Source organism: Sporocytophaga myxococcoides, assembly GCF_000775915.1.
Classification (GTDB): domain Bacteria; phylum Bacteroidota; class Bacteroidia; order Cytophagales; family Cytophagaceae; genus Sporocytophaga; species Sporocytophaga myxococcoides_A.
The window spans coordinates 40,019-60,601 of record NZ_BBLT01000003.1; the positions used below are offsets into that span (position 1 = coordinate 40,019).

Here is a 20,583-nt window from a genome sequence, read left to right on the forward strand (position 1 = left end):
ATCGTTTCTTTTTCTTTTTCAATAATTATATCCACAAAATTCTTTAAAGCTATGGAATTTAAAAGACTATTCGATTTGCTTGAGTATCAGGTAAAAAACTTCCCCAAAGATGATGCTCTCGCCTGCAAAATAAACGGCACCTGGAAAAAATTCAGTTCGCTTGACTATGCAACCATAGCAGATAAACTAAGCACTGGCCTTCTCAAACTCGGGATAAAAAAGGATGATAAAGTTGCTATAGTTTCGCCAAACAGACCGGAATGGAATTTTGTTGACATAGCTCTCCAGCAAATAGGGGCAGTGGGTGTACCTGTTTATCCTACAAATACTGTAGAAAACTACAATTTTATTTTCAGAGATGCAGATGTAAAACTGATTTTTGTTGCTGACCAGGAGCTACATGAGAAGTCAAAGGAAGCTGCTGTAGGAATAACTTCTGTCAGAGATATTTACTGTTTTGATAGCATTGATGGTGTAAAAAACTGGAGTGAGATCAAAACTCTTGGAGAAGAAATTAATGCAATTGAACTTCAAAATATAAAGGCCTCGATTAAATCTGAAGACCTTGTAACTTTGATTTATACTTCCGGCACTACAGGAAACCCAAAAGGAGTAATGCTAACCCATGCCAATATTCTGAGCAACGTTACGGAATGTGCTCCTTTGTTGCCTGTAAACTATCAGCACAGAGCCTTAAGCTTCCTGCCACTCAGCCATGTTTATGAAAGAATGCTCAACTATCTGTACACACGTTGTGGAATTTCAATTTATTATGCAGAAAATATTAACACAGTTGCGGAAAATCTGAAAGAAGTGCAGCCGCACATTTTTGTTACTGTTCCAAGGCTTCTGGAGAAAGTTTATGATAAAATAGTAGAAAAAGGAGCCTCTTTAACGGGGGTAAAAAAGAAATTATTTTATTGGGCACTCAATTTGGGACACCAGTTTGAAAATAATGTAAATCAAGGGATTTTTTATAACTTTCAACTTTGGTTGGCCAACAAAATTATATTTAACAAATGGAGAGAAGCGCTCGGTGGAAATATAATTGTGATCATTTCAGGTGGAGCTGCTTTGCAGCCCAGACTGGCAAAAGTATTCTGGGCAGCTCAGGTAAAGGTGATGGAAGGTTACGGTCTCACAGAAACCTCGCCTGTTATTGCAGTCAATCGGCCGGTGGAAGGGGACAGTATGGTGGGGACAGTAGGTTTGGTTTTGCCTAATGTAGAAGTAAAAATTGCTCCGGATGGAGAAATTTTAACAAAAGGTCCACATGTAATGAAAGGCTATTACAATAAGCCTGATCTTACAGCTGACGTAATAGACAGCGAAGGCTGGTTCCATACCGGAGATATTGGTGAATTTATTGAAGGAAGATTTCTTAAGATCACAGATCGCAAGAAAGAAATGTTCAAAACTTCTGGAGGAAAATACATTGCACCTCAGGTCATTGAGAATAAATTCAAAGAATCCAGGATTATTGAGCAGATAATGGTGGTAGGTGACGGAAGAAAATTCGCTTCTGCATTGATAGTGCCGTCTATTATAGGTCTTAAATCCTGGTGTTCCATAAAAGGAATTCCATTTTCAGATGAATCTACTATTTTAAATGAACCGGCCGTAATCGAAAAGTTTGAAAAAGAAGTCGAATTGTATAATGAAAGTTTTGCACAGTTTGAAAAAATAAAAAAATTTCAACTTATAAAAGCACCCTGGACAATCGAGTCAGGAGAACTGACACCTACTTTGAAGCTAAAAAGAAAGGTAATTCTTGAAAATTTTAAAGAGGTGATTGAAAGGATGTATTCAGAACCTTAACAAGACTAAAATATATTTCATGAGAAGAGATTTTATTAAAGCCATTTTTTTCAGTGCAGCATTCATGGCTGCTGCCACCACTTTTGCACAAAAGAAAAAAGCAACGCAAACAGTAAAAATTGAAAGTCCTGCCGCAGGTGAACAGACTTACAAAGTATCGTTGGGCAGTACAGTCATGGCAATTGATGCGGGGCAGGGTGCAAGAATAACATCTTTTACTCTTGGTGGAAAAGAAATTATTGGTCCGGGAGGTTCTACATTCTGGACTAGTCCTCAGGACCCATGGGGCTGGCCTCCCATTCCGGAGCACCATGATAAGCCATACAAAGTCACAGCTACAAAGAATTCTGTTGAATTTACAAGCGAAAAAGACGCAAAATTAGGAGTGGTAATAAAGAAGAATATTACCGCAAATCCATCCGATTCAAGTTTCGTTGTGTCTTATACCATAACTAACGAAAGCGGAAAAGAGCTGAAGGTTGCTCCATGGGAGAATACCAGGACAAAAAAATCATCTATAACTTTTTATCCAAGAGGAGAAAAAGAATTTGAGCAAAGCAGTCCTGTGATGAGTGTTTTAAAGATGAATGATATTGATGGGATAAGATGGTTTGCTTACTCACCTGATAGAGTGACAGATGGCAATATGGCAAAACTGTATGCAGATGGAAGTGAAGGTTGGATAGCAAATACAGATGAAGGCCTTTTACTGGTGAAAAAATTCCAAGATACAAAAGCAAGTGAACGTGCACCAGGTGAGGGAGAGATAGAGATTTTTGCAGATACACAGAATCCATTTATTGAAATGGAACAACAAGGAGCATACAAAACTCTTGCTCCGGGAGCAAAGTTAACCTGGCAGGTAAAGTGGTATTTGAGATCATTGCCAAGCAATGTAACAAAAGAGGAAGGGAATGCCCAGCTGGTTAAGATCGTGAGGTCAATCGTTAAAAAATAAATTAGAAAAGGGAAGATGTTAACAAACTTTAAATCTTCCCTTTTTTTTTGCAGATTTTATGGAAAAGGCTGAATCAGAATTGGAAAAGATAGTCTCTCAGCTGAAGTCCCAGGCACGACCTGAAATACTTCCCTCACTTTCAAAATTTGGAGTCAATACAGAAAAAGCATTTGGTATCTCTATACCTGTATTGAGAAACATGGCAAAAGTCCATAGGAAGGACCACTTGCTTGCGATTGAACTCTGGAAAACTGATATACATGAAGCAAGAATACTGGCCTCAATGATTGATGACCCAGCAAAGGTTCAGGAAAAACAAATGGATTGGTGGGTAAACGATTTTAATTCCTGGGATTTGTGTGATCAGGTGTGTTTAAATCTTTTTAGGAAAACACCGTTTGCTTTTGAAAAGGCTAAAGCTTGGACAGAAGAAGAGGATGAATTTGTAAGAAGGGCAGGGTTTGTATTGATAGCTACCCTGGCGGTTCATGATAAAAAAGGTAAGGATGAAAGGTTTTCAGCATTATTTTCTTTAATAGAAAAGCATTCAAATGATGAAAGAAACTTTGTGAAGAAAGCTGTAAACTGGGCTTTGAGACAGATTGGCAAAAGAAACGAAAAACTGCATCAGGAAGCGATTATATTAGCCGAAAGAATTATAAGTCAGGATAGTAAATCCTCAAAATGGATTGCTAACAATGCTTTGGTAGAATTAAAAAGTAAAAAAGTGGTAGATAGAATTCAAAAGAAGAAATAAAACTTCATCTTAAGAATCAGATTAAAGTTATTTCTATTTAAAAAGATTGTAGCGGATTATACACAGTACAGCCCAAAAGCCATCTTTCCAGCTTATTTTTTTCCCTTCTGCATATGTTCGACCATAATAAGAAATGCCTACTTCATAAATTCTGATACCCGGAACTTTTGCAATTTTAGCGGTAATTTCCGGTTCAAAACCAAATCTTTTTTCCTTCAGATCAAGATCCTGAATAAGTTTCGTATCAAAGACTTTATAGCATGTTTCCATATCAGTAAGGTTTAGGTTGGTGAAGAGGTTTGATAAAAAAGTCACAAACTTATTTCCAAGATAATGCCAGAAAAAAAGGACCCTATGTGGTTTGCTTCCCATAAACCTTGAACCATAAACAACATCCGCAACACCTGAATAGACGGGCTTTAGAAGATCATTATAATCTTCAGGATCATATTCCAGGTCAGCATCCTGTATTAAAAGAAAATCTCCGGTTGCCATTTTTATTCCTGTGTGAAGAGCGGCTCCTTTACCTTTGTTTATATCGTGTTTATGATGAATAATTGGAAAATCAGGGTATTTGCTTTTAAATAAAAATATAACTTCTGAAGTATCATCTATAGAAGCATCATCTATTACAATTACTTCTTTCCTAGTATTATAATGAAGCTGCACCAGGCGTATTTTATCCAAAATTTGATATAATGTTTTTCCTTCATTATAAGTGGGGATAATAATTGTAAGCTTTTCAAGCTTCATAGAATATTTAGAAATAGATAGATAAAGTACGTAAAAATAATATTCCGGAGAGTATAAATATTTTGAATGTTCTATTTTACTTCACCCGCTTCCAATATTCCGTTCTCCCAATCAATGAAAATCCTATATATCCTCTGACTTTCATAGTATTTTTGTCCTGAAGGGAAATTTGGCAACTATAAGTATTACCACTTTTAGGATCATATATTTCACCATCTTCCCACCTATCTTCGTCTTTGTTAAATACAAATCCTTTCAGAATTTCAGCGCCAATGATAGGTCGATTTTGTAATGCCTTATTGGGATTATTTTTGTCGGTTAGAACTTCTCCATTCTCACCTTTTCTTTTCAGCCATATTATTTTACCATAATATTTATTGGCCGATTTGAATATTTCAATCCTGCCATTGTCATCTCCTGGTGTTTCCCATATTCCGATTACTTCATCTCCTGAGTATTGAGCAAGTGAATCAGCAGAAAAAACCGTAAAGGAAAGGGCTAATAGAAAAAGAGCAAAGATTTTTTTCATAACGGCTTAGTGAATTGAATATCAAAATGTAAAAATAATAGAATATTCTTTTACATTTTTAAAAATAAGAGGCTGCCCTTTGATAAAGCAGCCTCTCTTGTCCACAGGTAAAAAAATAAAAAATATTTTAAATCGTCTTTCTTTTCTTCCTTAATTGAAGAAGCAGAAGCCCTCCGGCAATTAACCCTCCTGTGAAGAAAATATAAGAACCACTTTCCAAAGGAATAGCAGAAGCATCACCTGCAGGTAAAGGCTCAGGAGAGCCAGTGTCAAAAGAAGGTGGTTGAGCTAATGCACTTAAGCTAAGCAATACGGTGAATATGACTGTATAATATATTTTCATGTCGGTTATAACTTTACAATTTTGTACACAAATATTTCTTCGTTGCTCTTCACTTTTAGAATATATATACCGCTTTCTGCTAACAGTGGCATTTGAAGAGATCCTTCCTGAACATCAGACCATTGTGCTATTTCTAGACCCATTGGGTTTATAAGCACAACATCAGCATTTTTGGCTCTGCCAAGGGTAAGGGTTACCTGATCTTTTGCAGGGTTAGGGTATACAAGCGGAGCAGATTCTATAATGGACTTATGACTACCGGTTACCACAGAAGTGAAAGAAACTCTGAATCGGTCAGGTGTTTCAGTAGTATTGGTTGTAAATTCATAATCAGTCTCATTAGAAATTTCTACTTCCGTACCAAGTAATTTATCTAACAGATAAGCATTTGTGCCTTCAAGAGTTTCTATATTTTTGAAGGATAAAGAGAATTTCCCAGTTCTTGCGGTGGTAATGTTCAATGGAAAAGTGCCTGAAAGATCAGGAAGAGAGTTGATTGAAAGGTCTTTTCCGTCTGAAGATTTGGTAGAAATGTTGACAACACTTCCAGGTAATTTATAGGCATCAAAATCATCATCAAAGTTTCCAGTGGAACCATCAGCTGCGCGGAATAGCAATTCATCGGACAACTCTTCAGTTTTATCATTTAATAAAACTTTTAAAGAAGGTTGAACAAATCCTGATCTTAAAAAACTGTTTGACTGTTTTGACTTTGCATTTTCATTAACAATCAGTTTTGGGTTTGCACCATTTGCCTTGATAAAGAAAGCCTGTCCTGTTGCAATAGTAGGACCTCCATCGTTTGTCGAAGCTCCGTTCACATAAGATGCGTAACCAGATTTTGCAGGATTCCAGATATATATTCCACTTGTGATATTGGTTTTTGTCCAGCCATCAGCATTTGTCCAATCAATTGGGGAAAGATAGGGGTTGGCAACAAGGTTCCAGCCTCCATTGTCATATCCGGCAGCATCGAAAGTAACATTCAGATCTTTTGTGCCACGGAAAGGAGTTCCTGCAAAAATAATTCTGTCTGATTGGAAACTGTAAACTCTGAACCCGGTACCTGGCGTATATGCACTAGATAAGCCAGTTGGTGCCACCCAGTGATTTAAACTTGTATTTTTGCCATCATAGGAATAAATACTTTGATTTTTTCCACCAAAACCCAGAGGAATTGATGCGTTAAGAGTTGCAAGTGTCTGATTGATCATTGGGTTTCCAACAAATGACCAGCCACTTGTTACACTCTGTGCCTTGCCAATTAATCCGTTTCTTACAAAATTGGCTACGGGTGTTATGCATTCATCCAATGCATTTATCCATAATGTATCATAATTAGCATCTATAAAACCATTTAGAACCGATAAAGTGTCAAGGCTATAATCTGAACCTTTGTAAACTATGCCTTGAGGGTTTTTTATGATTAAATGTTTGAAAATGTCAGGATTGGTTTGATATGTATTTAATGAAGGGTAATAAACACTTGTCGATTTTCCTTTTATAGTCTGACTTGCAGTACTTCCATCCATTATAACAGGATAGTTAAAAAAGGATCCGCTGTTTGTTATATCTCCTTTTACCGATAGTGAATATGGACCTGAAACTACTGAGTTTCTAATATCCAGATTTTTTACAGCAAGGTTCGAAGCATTGATATTAGGAGAACCATTTATAATTAAAACATCATCGTTTTGCGTGGGAACTGTTCCTTGAGACCAGCTTGAGCTGCTATTCCAGTCACCATATAATACTCTCCAACAGTTCTTGTTGCAAACTAACTGAATGTCACTATCAGCTAAGTTCTCAGGAAAGTTTGGCAAACATGCAAAGAGATTTCCTTTAGCTTTAATTCTATATAAGGACTCAGGCAAAGTCGGAATGCTTGACAGACTGTTGTTTTCACAGTAAAGTTCCGCTAAACCGGAAGGTAGTGCACCTGAAAACGAAGTAACTTTGGTTTTCGAGAAGTTTAAAGTATTTAGTGCTGCAGGCGCTGTAAAAGAGGTGATGTTTGTATTTGATATGTTAAGGTAATAAAGACTTGAAGGAAGCGAAGTAAGTACACCATTGATATTATTATAACTTATATCAAGATACAACAGATTTGCAGGAAGTGCTGGCAGCGCTGTTATTTTATTGGAATCCAAATACAGATATTCCAGATTCAAAGGTATGGATGGAACAACTGTAAGTAAATTGTTGGATACTGATAAGTTTTTAAGACCAGCAGGTAAAGTTGGTAAACCAGTCAGTTGGTTTTTTGATACAGCCAAGTTTACCAGATTTGATGGCAGAACCCCCAGATTAGAAATTAAATTATTCTCTGCATTTAAAGAAGTAAGAGCGGAGGGAAGTGTCGGTAAGTTAGTCAGCTTATTGTTTGAAACATTTATCTCTTTAAGACTATCAATTGTAGTATTTACCTGAATGTTTTCAAGAGCATTATTATTAAGATACAAATTCGTAACTCTCGATGGTAAAGTTATTGTTGTCAGTTTATTGTAACTTAAATTCAGAATCTTAACATTACTGTTAGCCAGTGCAGCATTTGCAGACTGAATTTTGTTTGATCCTAACCATAAAGTTGTAAGACCGGAAGGCAGGCTATCAGGAAGAGCCGCGATATTGCTGGCCGTCAACTCCAGGTATTTCAGATTAGATGGTAAAGGAGGAATAACTGTTACTGCTTGTATTACTGATTGATTTCCAAGAGACAGAGATTCTAAACCTGCTGGTAAATGTTTTAGTGCACTTGCCTCATCTAAAGAAATGGAGTTGCTGTATAAGTCTATAGTTTTTAAAGTTGCAGGAAATGAATCCGGAAGGGTTTTAACATAGTTCCATCTGACTGAAAGCTTCTCCAGCTTTGTGAAATATTTTACCCAGCTTAAATCATTCATTGGATTTTTATAGTCAATTGTTAATGACTTTACATCCTTAAATTTTGCACAATCTGGGTTTATGACATCCTTGTTTTCAATGTCTTTTGTGACACAACCGGCATAATAGGTTTTTAAATATAACAGATGTCCAGTCTTCGTTTCTTTTTCAGGAACATCGTTTTTAAATCCTTCAGGAGGATCGAATCCTGGATTTTGAGCAGAGGCATTGCCAATTGCAATTGACAGCAGCAAGGCCGTCAATGGTTTTCGTAATTTTAAAAATTGCATCGTTTATGTGTGATTTGAGAAAATTAGTCCCATTACAATACTCTGGGTTTAGCGCATTTAGCACAATACCCACCAGTAAGTATTTTTAGGTATCATTCGACAGATGGATAAAAAGAAACAACCAATCTCTTAATTTGAGGTATTGTCGGATGTCGACAAATCCATTTTTTTATACAAATAAAATGAAGGAAGAAAGAAAAGGAGTAAAATTGGGGTATCCAGCAAATTCATAAAGGCAAATGTTACTGGCTCTGTAATGTCATTAAACTGAGGAAATAACTTTCTGATGAATAGTACAAGAGCAGCTCCCCCAAATATGATGAAATCTGTTACCATATAATAGAACAGAATTTTTTTCTCTCCGGTAAAAAATTTTACAATTAAACCATGAATAAATGCTCTGTGTGTAATGAAAGCCAGAAGAAAAAAAAGAGGAAATTTAGCTACCTGTGGACCTATTATTGGTAAATAGGTTTTATACATTTCCAGGATATCAGTTCTGTTAAAGTCTAATGAGCTTTGGTACAAATAAAGCCCAATGCAGATTAATATACTTTTTCTAAGCAGTTTGCCCTGCATTTGGTAGTTGTTTTTTTGCCCAATAAAGCCACACTAAAAGCATAAAACCATAGACAACAAAGTTAAAAGTGTATTTATGGTTAAAGTCAAAACTAGAATTGAAGAAGTAAAAATTGAGAATAAGAAGAATTACTCTAACCATATTCAAGACATGAATGGCTAATATTCCCATGGGAAGAAACCATAACTTAGATTTCCAGGAGGCTGGAAAAGCTATGACAAAACAGGTGAACAAACCAAAAAAAGCCAGACCATTGCATGGCGTTCCAATATATAATGCAGGTTGGCCATCAATAGATATGCAGTATGTAGCTTCAACCCAGTTTAGCTTCAAACCTGTTAAGGAAAAGAAATAGCTGCTGGACCTTCCGAGAAATGATGAAATTTTGTAAGAAAAGGGTGACGTTATTAAATAAGAAACATAAAAAGTTTCCCATAAAATGTATAACACAATCACAGTTGTAAGAAATACAAATACAGGGTTTTTGCGGCTAAAAAAACTCATGATTTTTTTTCGAATAACTAAGATACAGAATTTTTTACTGGGATTTATAGGATTAAGGAGTAGGAAGGTTTTTCTTCGACAAAACTGTAATTTTACTAATTTACTTTTATCTAAATGTTTTAAAGGTGGACTCAAAACTCTGAGTTAAAAGGAGGACTTTGAGCTCAGATATCTCCTAGATTGCAAGGTCAGAATTAAAATATCGAGGATTTTCATATAGGTCGGATTTAGTGCTTCAGTTTTAAAGCTATTAACTCAAAAACCCCTAAGTTCTTAGACTAAAAATCCTTTCGGGTCTGATACACTCAGGGGTTCTTGTAAAAATAATGAATCTTAAAAAATTGAAATTAAACCCTGGAAAGCCTTCTGTTTGCAACTAACAGAGCTAAGGCTGTAATACACAATACCCCCTCTATTACCATCCAGTTTGTTCCAAAACTTCCAAGAGCACCTTCAGAAAACACAGTAATAATTCTTGAAAGAGAATAAAAACCACAAAGAATTGCAACAAATGCCAGACCCTGAAGTCTGTTTTTAAAAAGAAGGTAAACTAACGTAATCGAAATGGTGAGTCCTGCACCACCATAAACTCCCCGGATAGAGCTATATGCATCATTATTAGAAAGCTTGACCTGAACTAAGTCCATTACTGCCTGAGGATTAGAAAATGCCATCACACTTACCATCAGAATTCCTAAAGCTGTCAGGCAAATGATGAATATTCCGCAAAAATTTATAAATCTGATCATATATGAAGTTTGTTGTCCTGATGACAAAATAAGCGTATCTTCAAAGAAAGCTTGTTGCTCTTTACGCCAATTTATTAGCACAAATGCGCCATGCGTGTACATAATGAAATTTTAAAAATTCTAATCATCAATGCATCACATTTTGGAGTTGATGAGGCAGAGATTTATAAAGATACCGGTCTTAATGCAGGTATTTTGAGAGAAGCTGATGGCATGCAGGACTGGATTGTTGGTATAAAGGTATGGGAATCAATATTGAAAAGATCTAATTACAGATACATAAGTCTCAACTTTGGGAAGCGAATTACATTTTCAGTTCTTGGTTGGATTTCTCCACTGGTATCAAGCAGTTCAGATTTGCTTACGTCATGGAAAAGTATTGTAAATTTTTTTCCTCTTATGGGAGAAATGTTTGAGTACAAAATGCTCATCCTACCAGATGATTCTGTAAAAGTAATTTATATTCCTGCAGCAGCATGGGTGGAGAAAAGTCCTGTTACTTCGGCGATGGCAACAGAGCATGCAATGAGTCTTACGTTAGCAATTTCCGGGTTTTTAGTTGGTCAGAAAATTACGCCTATTAAAGCCAGCTTTGCATATGATGTAAAACCTTCGGAGAGGGGTCGTTATCTGGATATTTTTGAAAACGTTTCTTTTGGGGAAAAAGAAAACAGCCTCCATTTTTCAAAAGGGACATCGGAATTAAAAACGGTTTCAGGGAATCAGCTTACGTATGAGTTTTTGCTGAAGCTTTGTTCGGAAAAGCTTGGCAGTATTCAACGTACTTCCGGATATTATTTCAAAGTGAAACGAATCCTTTTTAATAAGGAAAGTTATTACAATCTGAAAATTGAGGAGGTGGCGGCAATGCTCAATACAAGCACACGGACCTTGCAAAGAAATCTTAAGGAAGAAGGCCATACCTACCAGAGTATTTTAGACGAACATTTTGTGGAAAGCGCCACAACCTTATTGTCAAAACCTGGAGTGCAGATTCAGGAAGTAGCATTTATACTTGGTTTTGAAAGCGCCCAGAGTTTCAGCAGGGCAATGAAGAAAAAGACAGGTAAAAGTCCGAGGTCATTGAAGGCGGAAATAAGTAAGGAGTAAATTGCTTGAAAATTATTATTCGACCCTCTCGGGGTCGTATCCCACTATTTGCGTAATTCTATAAACATTCAATCCCTTCAGGATTGAAAAAATAGCATTTGATTTCTTTTGCTTAAGAATGTTATGGAATTTATAACCCTTTTTGCGAGAAGTTTGACCTCGAAGAGGTCATATGTTTATAGATACTAGGATTTATATGTTATACGACCCTGACGGGGTCGCATCAATGCTATTCGGGGACCTTTATAAATATTGAATCCCTTCAGGATTGTAAAATGGCAATCGATTTCTTTCTCTAATATTAAATGTATGTTCTGAGGATTCAATGAGGAAATACTAAAAGTATAACCTTTATTAGTTTGGCCTTCCCTCCACATTAACCTTCTCAGGAAAAATTCCAAAGTAAATACCACATAGAGACGAGAAAGCGGTGATCAGATAAAAGAGCATACTAACTGTCACAGAAGCGTTCATGTCCAGATTTAAATATTCTGCTCCATATAGAAAGGTAAGCTCTCTTGCACCTATTCCACCAATGGTAAAAGGAAATGCTGCCACTATTGAGGAAACCAGAAAGACAAACACATAAGGAAGGTAGTCTTGTTTTACATTAACCAACAGAAGAAGGAGTATTATACATACTACCTGAAGTAATTGTCCGCTCAAACTTTGTATGTTAGTTTTATTAAATACGGACAGATAGTTTTTGTAGAAAAGGTAAAGCCCTCCCCAATATCCTGCCAATGTTATTGGTAAAGAAATGAGAGAGAGATAAAAAAGTACAGAATGTTTATAAAACAGGAAAACCGCACAGATTTCTCCAAGTAATAAAATAGCAACCATTCCACTTACCCGGTCAATAATACTTAGGGAGAGCAGATTTTTTAACGGACTTTTAAACAGCTTATGTAAATAATAAACTTTATAACCATCACCGCCCACTCCACCAGGAAGTAGCAGATTGTAATACATGCCCAACAGGTAAAGCCTGAAATTTAATGAATCGGGAATATTGATATCTATGACTTTCAGAAATAGCTGGAACCTTATAGCTGTAATGTACTTAGATATTAAGTATAAGAGAACGGTGGGAAAAAGAATCCAGTAATCAGAATTTTTAATAATCTTAAAAATATCCCTGATATTTACGGATCTGAATACAAAGTATAAGGCAACCGAAGAAACCGAAATCTTTAAGAGGAGCTTTAATAATTTAATAGTGTTTTCTTTACTCACTTTTTACTATAAAATATTGTCTGCCATCATATTGAAATTCAAACAGTTTTTTAAATGGCTGTTCATGAAAATAGAAAGTTTCCATAATATAATACACATTCTTTTTTTTGCCCACAAAGTCTCTTACCAGCATTTTGTTTTTTTGAATGGTATAGTAATAAGACAGATTGTGTTTCATAAAACTGTATTTGTAAATATACAACGGAAGATCATTGGAAATCTTTGCTGAAGCAATAGCGTCTTTCTTCCATTTTACTTCTGGAGAAACAGTTGCCCTTTCCGGTAATACAAAAAGGTCAAATCCTATTCTTGCAATAAGGAGAGCAAGAGGAAGGTAGAAGAGATTTTTCCGACCGCTTTTGAAAAAGAGAAACGCTGTACTTGCCAGCAAAATAAGCAGTACTGAAGCCTTTAAGTATTTATAAGAAATCTGAGCATGGATTTCCACTAAAAATGGGAAGCATGCCATTAAGACAAACACGATAAAAGCTACCGACAGCAAAATGGATGTTATAAGTTTTTGTCTTTCCGCACCTTCTTTAAAATAAAAGTAAATTAGTATCACAAAGATGAATGGGAAAAGCAGGAACAAATACCTTGGCCTTGTCTCCGGAGAAATCCAGTAGACAGGAATATTTATGGCAAGAATAATCAGACAGAAAATGATGAATGAGTTGTTTTTGGCAATGTTAAAGAAATCCTTTCTGAAACAAGTCACAATAAGTAATGACCAGGGCATCAGATGAAAGAGGTATTCGAAAGGGAAGATGAACAAAAAGGAAAGGGAAGATTTCCAGTTATTCTCAAAAGCTGTTCTTTTGCTTGATTCACTCCATAATGTTTTAAGGAAATCATCAGAAGAATTGTATGTATTATAAATCAGAAAATAACCTCCAATGATCAACAGAAATAGGAATATGCCAACAAAGTGTGCAGGATGAAACAATCCTTTCAGTTTTCTAAAAGAAAAAAAAGTAACACATAATGACAACCCGAGAAAGACTATGGCTGGAAGTCCCTTCATCAGAAATGCGAGAGAGGTAAGAAAGTAAGCCGTTGGAAATAAAAGGAAGTATCGTTCTTTAACTATGAAATAGAATATGGAATAAATGGCAAGATATAGGATCAATGAAAACAGAATATCTATATGTCCAAGCATTGAATCATAAAAAAGCATCCTGCCGAATGTTAAAAAGGCAAATGCAGTTAGTATGGCAATTTTAGTAGTGACATGCTTTTTCATTGTAAAATAAATTGCAAGGCAAAATGCCAGGAGTGAGATTACTGCAGGTAACCTAAGTATCCATTCATCAGCACGACCAGAGGTGTTAAAAAGTAAAACCAACAACCAATTGTACAGAGGAGGTTTATTATAATAAGGCTCACCATTAATTGTAGAAAATATATAGTTTTTACGGAGTATAAATTCAAGAGCTACCAGCGCCCTTGTTGCTTCGTCTCCAAGGGTAGGCATGATATCCAGATTGATCAGCAGAGCAGGAACTGCCAGAATGCAAATGAGAGCGACAAGTAGTTTGTTGCTTTCCGTTTTTTCCAACATCAGAATTTATTTTAACTCTTTAAAAGATATTAGTTTGACTGAATTTTTTTCGAGAAAAGATTTCCATTCACAGGATTTTAAAAATTCATATTCTTCTTTTCTTTTCAGATAAGAACCGGGCTTGTCTGTAGTTCCAGGATGCGTCATCATTTCTGCTGTCTGGTACTTATCAAAGGCATTAGCTAAAGATTTTGAGAATACTTCCATATCAGCTTTTTTATCAGCAGAGAAATCGGAAAGAAGAATCTGTGGGCTGATAAAATTTTTGATTTCTCTGTGAGGATAGAGACTCATAACTTTAAGGATTATTCTCCTTTTGTCAGAGAACCTATTTGTATTGAGTTTTCTAATTTTTTTTATCCCGGCTTCATTTAGGATTTTAAGAATAAAATCTCCTAATACTGGGTACTGATGTATGTGTTGATGGCTATCGGCATGAGAGATTTCAACGCCCATTTTTGCCAAACGATCTATCTGATTTAATACTTCGGTTTTAATTTCTGCTTTGCTCAATGTGTTCAGCAGGAATTTTTTATAAATGATCTGAGCGGAAAGAAACTGTCCGTTTTCATCTGTAAGTGTTTTTACAAGAGAATGCCTGGATACCGGATTGCCATCAATGAGGTTTAGGTGAAAACCGATTGAGACATTTCTTATTGCAATAAGTTCCCTCACATCTCCGGAAGAAACATGAGTAGCAAGAACTGTAGTACTGGAAATTGCTCGTTTCTTTGCCAGTTCCAGAATCCCATCTGTTGCGAAAGCATCCCACCCAAAGTCGTCCGCGTTTATGATCAGCCGTTTATCCATTCATCAATTGGCCAGAGCTTTGATTTTCTAGTTTTAATGGGATAATGATTTTCTCGTCCGTAATTACTTCTCTTACTTTATAAGGAGGAGAAAATGATTTCTGGAAATAATTGTAAACTCCGATTTCAGCAATTATTCCTATTGACAGGAACATGGTTCCTATAAGCATGAGAAAAACACTGAACAGAAATTCTGCCAGGTAATGCTCTTTTATATTCAGTTGGAAAAACAATGAGCCAACTGTAAACCCAGTTGTAAGCGTAATTCCGATCAGAAAATTGATCAGCCCAATGAGGCCGAATATTCTGAAAGGTTTGTTAATGTAGGAGATAAAGAATTTTAAAAACAAGAGGTCAAGGATTACCAAAAAGACCTTGCTGATTTTATAATTGCTCTTTCCTCTTTTTCTTTCCCTTATCTCTATTGGCAGCTCAGTGTAACGCGTTCCTTTACGGGCGACAATTGCGCCGAGAAATCTATGACTATCCCCCAGCATATTACTGCCTTGCAACAAATAACTTCTATAGGCCTTAAAGGTGGCGCCGAAATATCTGAGATTTACACCGGAAATGCTTTTTATCATTTTATGTCCTGTCTCAGCCAGGAAGTTTTTGATAGCAGACTCAGGTCTTCTGATTTTTGCACCACCAACCATATCGTAGTTTCCTTTTTGCATTTCCTCAATAAATACAGGAATGTACTGAGGATCATGCTGTAAGTCCCCATCCATGGCGACAATGATTTCTCCCGATGCCTGTTCAAATCCTGCTCTCAGAGCCATTGTCTGACCATAGTTTCCTGCAAGGTTTATTGCTTCTATCTGTTTAAACTCTTTTGCAAGAGCCTGTATTTTAGTCCATGTATAGTCTCTGCTTCCGTCATTTACCAGTAATATCTGATAACTGTAATTAGTAGCGTTCATCACCGATACAATTTCATGTACAAGCTCGAACACATTTTCTTCTTCGTTGAAAAGCGGAACAACAACAGACACGAAATATTTAGCCATAAAAAAATTATTTAATTTCCCGGCTATATTAACCCTGAACCTTAAATAGTGTTTAAAGAACTGGTTAATAAATTGTTATATAAGGTGTAAAAGGGTTAGCTTTTTAATGATAAATATTATAGGGATTGATCACTGAAATTCAGAACAGCTATCAAAAAAGCATGATTGACAAGGATCTCACCGCAAATAGTTTTTGATCATTAAAAAATACCATATTGATTGCTAAATTGTGCACTTAAATAAAAGGAACTTGTTCAATATTTAAAGGAGAAAAAATTATGGCAGTTCAAAGACCATTCAGTTTTAAAAAGTGGATTGAAGAAAACAGGCATTTGCTGAAGCCACCGGTAGGAAACCAACAAGTATATAAAGGCAATGATGATTTTATAGTTATGGTTGTCGGTGGACCTAATTCAAGAAAGGATTATCATTTTAATGAAGGAGAGGAGTTTTTCTATCAGCTGGAAGGCGATATTAATCTTAAGATTCTTGAAGATGGGAAGCCGGTAGATATTCCAATCAGAGAAGGAGAAATTTTTCTTTTACCGGGAAAGGTGCCTCATTGCCCGCAAAGACCAGCCAATACAGTGGGACTTGTGATGGAACGCTACAGAAAACCAGGGGAAAAAGACGGCTTTATCTGGGTTTGTGAAAAATGCGGAAACAAGCTTTATGAAGAGTACGAATATATATCAGATATCGTAAAACAACTTCCTGTTATTATGGAAAGGTTTTACTCTTCAGAGGAGCTTAGAACCTGCAAAGTTTGTGGGACGGTAATGGAGCCTCCGGTTAAGCCTAAGGCTTAGCTTGTGTATCAAAATAAATGGACCTCATCCCTAACCCTTCTCCTGAAACGGACACTGGTCATGTTGAGCTTGCGAAACATTTGAGTTTTCAAAAAGAATGAGAATTTGGATATCTGTCAGCAAGTCATTTGTAATAGAAAATTATTTTGTGACTATCAGATCCTTCGCGGGGCTCAGGATGAAAAACTAGCATAATGAAGTGTTATGGAGACAGCGTCAAGTTGAATAGCTGTGTCTTTTGAGGAGAGAGATTTAGGTGAGGTTTTTTTGGATAAAATTAAAGAGTATATAAAATTTTCACCTTCTGCTTAATGGCAATGAGAAATTTGAAATTTTCCACGGATAAAAAATTTGCAAAAAGTCTGGATTTAAAAGATCCTCTGAAAGATTTTAAAAAGCAGTTTTTAATTCCTGGAAAAGGTAAAAACAGCCAGATTTACTTTTGTGGTAACTCTCTTGGACTACAGCCTGTGACGGCAAAGAAATATATTGAAACAGAACTTAAAGACTGGGCAGAACTGGCGGTTGAGGGGCATTTCAAAGGGACTAATCCATGGGCGGATTATCACAAGCTTTTCAGAAAGCCGCTGGCTGCGCTTTGTGGAGCCTTACCGGAAGAGGTAGTTGCAATGAACAGTCTAACAGCGAATCTGCACCTGCTGCTTGTAAGTTTTTATTGGCCACGTGAGAGGAGGGTTAAAATTCTTACAGAAGCAGGAAGCTTTTCTTCTGACATCTATGCGCTAACTTCACAGATTGAGATCAGAGGTTTTGATCCGGCAGAGTGTCTGGTAGAAGTTGGTCCACGAGAAGGCGAATTTGCTATTCGTGACGAAGATATTATTAGCAAAATTGAGGAATTGGGAGATGAGCTTGCATTGGTAATGATGAGCGGTGTTAATTACTACACAGGTCAGGCATTTGATATGGAAGCAATTGCTGAAGCAGCTCATAATGCAGGAGCCTATGTTGGTTTTGATCTTGCACATGCCATTGGCAATATTCCTTTAAACCTTCATGAGTGGCAGGTGGATTTTGCTACCTGGTGTTCTTATAAATATCTGAATGCTGGTCCGGGGGCTACAGCCGGATTGTTTGTGCACAGTGAGAATTTTCACTTGCCGAGATTTGCCGGATGGTGGGGAAATGATGAAAAGGAAAGGTTTCTAATGAAACCGGAGTATGAACCCTCTATAGGCGCGGAAGGCTGGCAGTTGAGTAATGCTCCAGTTTTGCCGATGGCGGTTTTGAAAGCCTCATTGGATATTTTTCAAAAAGCTGGATTGAAGAAAATTTTTAAAAAAAGCGAACAGCTGACTGCCTATCTGGAGTATCTGATAAAAATAAAATGTACTCCGGCTCAGAAGGAAAAGCCTTACAAAATCAGAATTATAACACCGACAGAGCCATCTAGAAGAGGAGCTCAGCTTTCCATCTATTTTGAAAAAGGAGATGGTAAAAGGCTGGTTCAGCAGTTTGCCAAAGAAGGAATCATACTTGACTGGAGATCCCCCAATGTGCTCAGGGTTTCACCAGCTCCGCTATACAATTCATTTACAGAGGTCTATACCTTTGTTGAGAAGTTTGCCGAATTCTGCGAGTATATAAATTAAAAATGATGGAGGAAAAAAAAATAGTTATATCCGGAGGAGGATTGGTAGGAAGTTTACTCGCATTGTTGTTAGGAAAGGCAGGTTATGAAGTGGATGTCTATGAAAAGCGGCCGGACCCGTTAATGACTGCTCCTGAAACTGGCAGATCCATAAATCTTGCGCTTAGCCACCGCGGAATCAAAGCATTGCAGGCAGCAGGGGTGGAACAGGAAACGATGAATATTGCCATTCCTATGAAAGGCAGATTCATACACCATGAAGATGGCACCAATTCTTTTCAGCCGTATGGAGAAGAAGGGCAGGTTATTTATGCCGTCTCCAGAGCCGATCTGAACAAAACTTTGCTGAATAAAGCAAGAGAAGCGCATAATGTAAAACTCTTTTTTAATGAAAGATGTGTTAAGGTAAACATTGAAGAGTTCAGTATTGAGTTTGAAAACAAACTGGATGGAACGGTTAAGGCTAGAGAGTTTTCAGTGCTGTTCGGAGCAGACGGTGCGTTTTCTCAGGTCAGGAGTTCTTTGTTGCCAACCTGCAGATTCAATTATTCTCAGGAATATCTGGAGTATGGATATAAAGAATTGACTATTCCCTCCGATGCAGGTGCACACAGAATGGAAAAGAATGCGCTGCACATCTGGCCAAGAGAGAAGTTCATGCTGATAGCGTTGCCGAATTTGGACGGGACATTCACCGCAACGCTGTTTCTTCCATTCGAAGGCGAAAATTCATTCGAATCCTTAAAGACTGATGCACAGGTAGAGACTTTTTTTAAAAGTAATTTTGCAGATGCCGCAGACCTTATACCAGAGTTAAAAAAGCAATTTGCCGAGCATCCGACTTCTGCATTAGTCACCGTGAAATGTTATCCATGGGTATATGAAAACCGCATCGCACTAATCGGAGATGCGGCACACGCGATTGTTCCGTTTTATGGACAAGGTATGAATGCAGGCTTTGAAGACTGTAGAGTGTTGTATGATCTTGTTACTAAAAACTGGAGCTTAAACTCAAGTCTTCAGGAATATCAGAAATTGAGAAAACCAGCAGGTGACGCAGTAGGACAACTGGCACTTCAGAATTTCATTGAGATGCGGGACCTGGTGAATGATAAGAAGTTTCTTCTGAGGAAAAAGATCGAAGCAATAATTCACCACAAGATACCGGGTTATCTTCCTCTTTACAGCATGGTCACTTTCAGCGATCTTCCGTATCATGAAGCTCTGGAGAAAGGGCAGAAGCAAGAAAGGTTGATGGAGGAGATTATGAAGATTGAAAATATAGAAGCATTGTCGGAGGACAAAGAAGTGTGGGAGAAGATAGAGGAGATGGTGAAGAGGGAAATGGGGAGGTGAATTTTTGAAGTTGCTTATATTAACGTAAACGGTCTTTTAAGACATAACCACCTGAAATGAAAGGTCTAATTAATAATAATAATATAGTTGAATATATTGAGAGGCCTTTAAAGGATACGGGTTCAGTTAGGAGGACAAACGGGTTTAGAATTCCTTTGGAAGGAATTAAGATTATAGGAGTAAGAGCTATTGTATTATTAGATGATGAAGATTTTATAGTTTCCTTAATTGATAGCAATAAGAAAGAATATAAATTTTCATCATTGGAGTTTAATACACTGACTGCAAAATTTCTTGAAGAAAAATTTAATATAAGCCTAACGACTCTATGGGGCACTTTTACTTATAAAGAACATATCAATGGAGTAAATAAAGTTTTATATCCTAAAGAATTTGAGGGAAAAAAGCTTTATAAAGGGATATTTGAGTCACCAAAGTCATTTTTCTATGGATTGAATATTTTTTTTGAACCTCATAAGGGTATTTTAACAAATGAAGTGGAAGCTTATATTGAAAGTATAAGTGTTTCAAATTAAAGGTTTAACAATAGGTATGAGAAAAATGAGAATTCTAAAGATTTCAATGAAAAACTTGAGACACCATTGACCGGAATTAGCTGGAAACATCTATAACAAGAGTTATTGACTAGTCCTATAATTTTAATATAAACCAGTTTATGAAGAGGCTACTTTTTGTTAATGCATTACCCTTATTTTTCTTAGGATGTACTTATAATGCGGATCGTTCAGTTTTAAAAAAGTTATATTCGGATGCGCAAGATTCATTATACTTTGAACCAATACATTTATCACAGGATGAATCAAATCAGATAATGAATTCAACAAAATTTTCAATTGATTATTTATTAAATGCGGATGGGGTTTATAATTGAGGATTCCAACTCGGAATTGTATTA

The 20,583-nt window shown here is 36.6% G+C and carries 20 protein-coding genes; 9 read left to right on the top strand and 11 right to left on the bottom strand.

Going from position 1 to position 20,583, the window contains the following annotated elements; all coding sequences use genetic code 11:
• The first annotated feature begins 51 nt into the window (after positions 1–51).
• The 3 genes from MYP_RS08040 to MYP_RS08050 are packed head-to-tail and all read left to right on the top strand — an operon-like array spanning position 52 to position 3,533.
• The gene (locus MYP_RS08040; RefSeq protein ID WP_045461398.1) at positions 52–1,818 is read left to right on the top strand and encodes an AMP-dependent synthetase/ligase; all 1,767 of its coding nucleotides are present in this window, start codon (positions 52–54) and stop codon (positions 1,816–1,818) included.
• A 19-nt stretch (positions 1,819–1,837) separates the two neighbouring features.
• A complete protein-coding gene (locus MYP_RS08045; RefSeq protein ID WP_156140413.1) occupies positions 1,838–2,776 on the top strand; it encodes a DUF4380 domain-containing protein in 939 nt (312 codons plus the stop codon).
• 58 nt (positions 2,777–2,834) lie between these two features.
• Complete coding sequence (locus MYP_RS08050) at positions 2,835–3,533, top strand: DNA alkylation repair protein (RefSeq protein WP_045461404.1); 699 nt, start codon at positions 2,835–2,837, stop codon at positions 3,531–3,533.
• Between the two features lie 33 nt (positions 3,534–3,566).
• On the opposite strand, the gene MYP_RS08055 is transcribed toward MYP_RS08050, so the two are convergent.
• From MYP_RS08055 to MYP_RS26990, 6 genes are all read right to left on the bottom strand, one after another.
• On the bottom strand, positions 3,567–4,286 hold the full coding sequence (locus MYP_RS08055; protein WP_045461406.1) for a glycosyltransferase family 2 protein: 720 nt from the start codon (positions 4,284–4,286) through the stop codon (positions 3,567–3,569).
• A gap of 76 nt (positions 4,287–4,362) precedes the next feature.
• A complete protein-coding gene (locus tag MYP_RS08060; RefSeq protein ID WP_045461409.1) occupies positions 4,363–4,815 on the bottom strand; it encodes a DUF2147 domain-containing protein in 453 nt (150 codons plus the stop codon).
• A gap of 127 nt (positions 4,816–4,942) precedes the next feature.
• The gene (locus MYP_RS08065; RefSeq protein WP_045461412.1) at positions 4,943–5,158 is read right to left on the bottom strand and encodes a hypothetical protein; all 216 of its coding nucleotides are present in this window, start codon (positions 5,156–5,158) and stop codon (positions 4,943–4,945) included.
• Positions 5,159–5,163: 5 nt separating this feature from the next.
• Positions 5,164–8,331 (bottom strand): T9SS type A sorting domain-containing protein, encoded by a 3,168-nt coding sequence (locus MYP_RS08070; RefSeq protein ID WP_045461415.1) that lies wholly within the window; start codon positions 8,329–8,331, stop codon positions 5,164–5,166.
• Between the two features lie 129 nt (positions 8,332–8,460).
• Positions 8,461–8,910, bottom strand: coding sequence for a hypothetical protein (locus MYP_RS08075; protein WP_045461422.1), 450 nt, complete (start codon positions 8,908–8,910; stop codon positions 8,461–8,463).
• Complete coding sequence (locus tag MYP_RS26990) at positions 8,891–9,145, bottom strand: hypothetical protein (RefSeq protein WP_442196393.1); 255 nt, start codon at positions 9,143–9,145, stop codon at positions 8,891–8,893. Before MYP_RS26990 ends, MYP_RS08075 begins: the two co-directional genes overlap by 20 nt.
• Between MYP_RS26990 and MYP_RS26995 the strand changes: the two genes are divergently transcribed.
• On the top strand, positions 9,066–9,266 hold the full coding sequence (locus tag MYP_RS26995) for a hypothetical protein (RefSeq protein ID WP_231570021.1): 201 nt from the start codon (positions 9,066–9,068) through the stop codon (positions 9,264–9,266). The genes MYP_RS26990 and MYP_RS26995 overlap by 80 nt on opposite strands.
• A gap of 496 nt (positions 9,267–9,762) precedes the next feature.
• Here the strand turns inward: MYP_RS26995 and MYP_RS08090 are convergent, their stop codons facing one another.
• Complete coding sequence (locus tag MYP_RS08090) at positions 9,763–10,266, bottom strand: DUF4345 domain-containing protein (protein ID WP_231570022.1); 504 nt, start codon at positions 10,264–10,266, stop codon at positions 9,763–9,765.
• Here MYP_RS08090 and MYP_RS24850 point away from each other — a divergent pair.
• Positions 10,255–11,274, top strand: a complete 1,020-nt coding sequence (locus tag MYP_RS24850) for an AraC family transcriptional regulator (RefSeq protein ID WP_052430028.1) — start codon at positions 10,255–10,257, stop codon at positions 11,272–11,274. The genes MYP_RS08090 and MYP_RS24850 overlap by 12 nt on opposite strands.
• 354 nt (positions 11,275–11,628) lie before the next feature.
• On the opposite strand, the gene MYP_RS08100 is transcribed toward MYP_RS24850, so the two are convergent.
• The 4 genes from MYP_RS08100 to MYP_RS08115 are packed head-to-tail and all read right to left on the bottom strand — an operon-like array spanning position 11,629 to position 15,890.
• A complete protein-coding gene (locus MYP_RS08100; RefSeq protein WP_052430029.1) occupies positions 11,629–12,510 on the bottom strand; it encodes a lysylphosphatidylglycerol synthase transmembrane domain-containing protein in 882 nt (293 codons plus the stop codon).
• Positions 12,503–14,071: an ArnT family glycosyltransferase gene (locus tag MYP_RS08105; RefSeq protein ID WP_045461431.1), complete on the bottom strand. Its 1,569-nt coding sequence runs from the start codon at positions 14,069–14,071 to the stop codon at positions 12,503–12,505. Before MYP_RS08105 ends, MYP_RS08100 begins: the two co-directional genes overlap by 8 nt.
• 6 nt (positions 14,072–14,077) lie before the next feature.
• Positions 14,078–14,881, bottom strand: a complete 804-nt coding sequence (locus MYP_RS08110; protein ID WP_045461434.1) for a carbohydrate deacetylase — start codon at positions 14,879–14,881, stop codon at positions 14,078–14,080.
• Positions 14,874–15,890 carry a glycosyltransferase family 2 protein gene (locus tag MYP_RS08115; RefSeq protein WP_045461437.1) on the bottom strand — a complete coding sequence of 339 codons (1,017 nt, stop codon included), beginning with the start codon at positions 15,888–15,890 and terminating at the stop codon, positions 14,874–14,876. Before MYP_RS08115 ends, MYP_RS08110 begins: the two co-directional genes overlap by 8 nt.
• A 278-nt stretch (positions 15,891–16,168) precedes the next feature.
• On the opposite strand from MYP_RS08115, the gene MYP_RS08120 reads away from it, so the two are divergent.
• From MYP_RS08120 to MYP_RS08135, 4 genes are all read left to right on the top strand, one after another.
• Positions 16,169–16,699, top strand: coding sequence for a 3-hydroxyanthranilate 3,4-dioxygenase (locus MYP_RS08120; RefSeq protein ID WP_045461440.1), 531 nt, complete (start codon positions 16,169–16,171; stop codon positions 16,697–16,699).
• Positions 16,700–17,016: 317 nt separating this feature from the next.
• A complete protein-coding gene (gene kynU / locus MYP_RS08125; protein ID WP_045462442.1) occupies positions 17,017–18,312 on the top strand; it encodes a kynureninase in 1,296 nt (431 codons plus the stop codon).
• 2 nt (positions 18,313–18,314) lie between these two features.
• Positions 18,315–19,667 (top strand): FAD-dependent oxidoreductase, encoded by a 1,353-nt coding sequence (locus MYP_RS08130; protein ID WP_045461443.1) that lies wholly within the window; start codon positions 18,315–18,317, stop codon positions 19,665–19,667.
• Between the two features lie 56 nt (positions 19,668–19,723).
• Entirely contained in the window at positions 19,724–20,203 is a 480-nt protein-coding gene (locus MYP_RS08135; protein ID WP_045461446.1) for a hypothetical protein, read from the top strand.
• The last annotated feature ends 380 nt before the right edge of the window (positions 20,204–20,583 follow it).

Excerpts from the sequence above, each read along its gene's own strand:
- MYP_RS08135 (WP_045461446.1), top strand. The coding sequence starts at position 19,724 with ATGAAAGGTCTAATTAATAATAATAATATAGTTGAATATATTGAGAGG.
- MYP_RS08105 (WP_045461431.1), bottom strand. The coding sequence starts at position 14,071 with ATGTTGGAAAAAACGGAAAGCAACAAACTACTTGTCGCTCTCATTTGC.
- MYP_RS08055 (WP_045461406.1), bottom strand. The coding sequence starts at position 4,286 with ATGAAGCTTGAAAAGCTTACAATTATTATCCCCACTTATAATGAAGGA.
- MYP_RS08065 (WP_045461412.1), bottom strand. The coding sequence starts at position 5,158 with ATGAAAATATATTATACAGTCATATTCACCGTATTGCTTAGCTTAAGT.
- MYP_RS08120 (WP_045461440.1), top strand. The coding sequence starts at position 16,169 with ATGGCAGTTCAAAGACCATTCAGTTTTAAAAAGTGGATTGAAGAAAAC.
- MYP_RS24850 (WP_052430028.1), top strand. The coding sequence starts at position 10,255 with ATGCGTGTACATAATGAAATTTTAAAAATTCTAATCATCAATGCATCA.
- MYP_RS08110 (WP_045461434.1), bottom strand. The coding sequence starts at position 14,881 with ATGGATAAACGGCTGATCATAAACGCGGACGACTTTGGGTGGGATGCT.
- MYP_RS08090 (WP_231570022.1), bottom strand. The coding sequence starts at position 10,266 with ATGTACACGCATGGCGCATTTGTGCTAATAAATTGGCGTAAAGAGCAA.
- MYP_RS26995 (WP_231570021.1), top strand. The coding sequence starts at position 9,066 with ATGGCTAATATTCCCATGGGAAGAAACCATAACTTAGATTTCCAGGAG.
- MYP_RS08050 (WP_045461404.1), top strand. The coding sequence starts at position 2,835 with ATGGAAAAGGCTGAATCAGAATTGGAAAAGATAGTCTCTCAGCTGAAG.
- kynU (WP_045462442.1), top strand. The coding sequence starts at position 17,017 with ATGAGAAATTTGAAATTTTCCACGGATAAAAAATTTGCAAAAAGTCTG.
- MYP_RS08115 (WP_045461437.1), bottom strand. The coding sequence starts at position 15,890 with ATGGCTAAATATTTCGTGTCTGTTGTTGTTCCGCTTTTCAACGAAGAA.
- MYP_RS08060 (WP_045461409.1), bottom strand. The coding sequence starts at position 4,815 with ATGAAAAAAATCTTTGCTCTTTTTCTATTAGCCCTTTCCTTTACGGTT.
- MYP_RS08130 (WP_045461443.1), top strand. The coding sequence starts at position 18,315 with ATGATGGAGGAAAAAAAAATAGTTATATCCGGAGGAGGATTGGTAGGA.
- MYP_RS08040 (WP_045461398.1), top strand. The coding sequence starts at position 52 with ATGGAATTTAAAAGACTATTCGATTTGCTTGAGTATCAGGTAAAAAAC.
- MYP_RS08075 (WP_045461422.1), bottom strand. The coding sequence starts at position 8,910 with ATGCAGGGCAAACTGCTTAGAAAAAGTATATTAATCTGCATTGGGCTT.
- MYP_RS08045 (WP_156140413.1), top strand. The coding sequence starts at position 1,838 with ATGAGAAGAGATTTTATTAAAGCCATTTTTTTCAGTGCAGCATTCATG.
- MYP_RS08070 (WP_045461415.1), bottom strand. The coding sequence starts at position 8,331 with ATGCAATTTTTAAAATTACGAAAACCATTGACGGCCTTGCTGCTGTCA.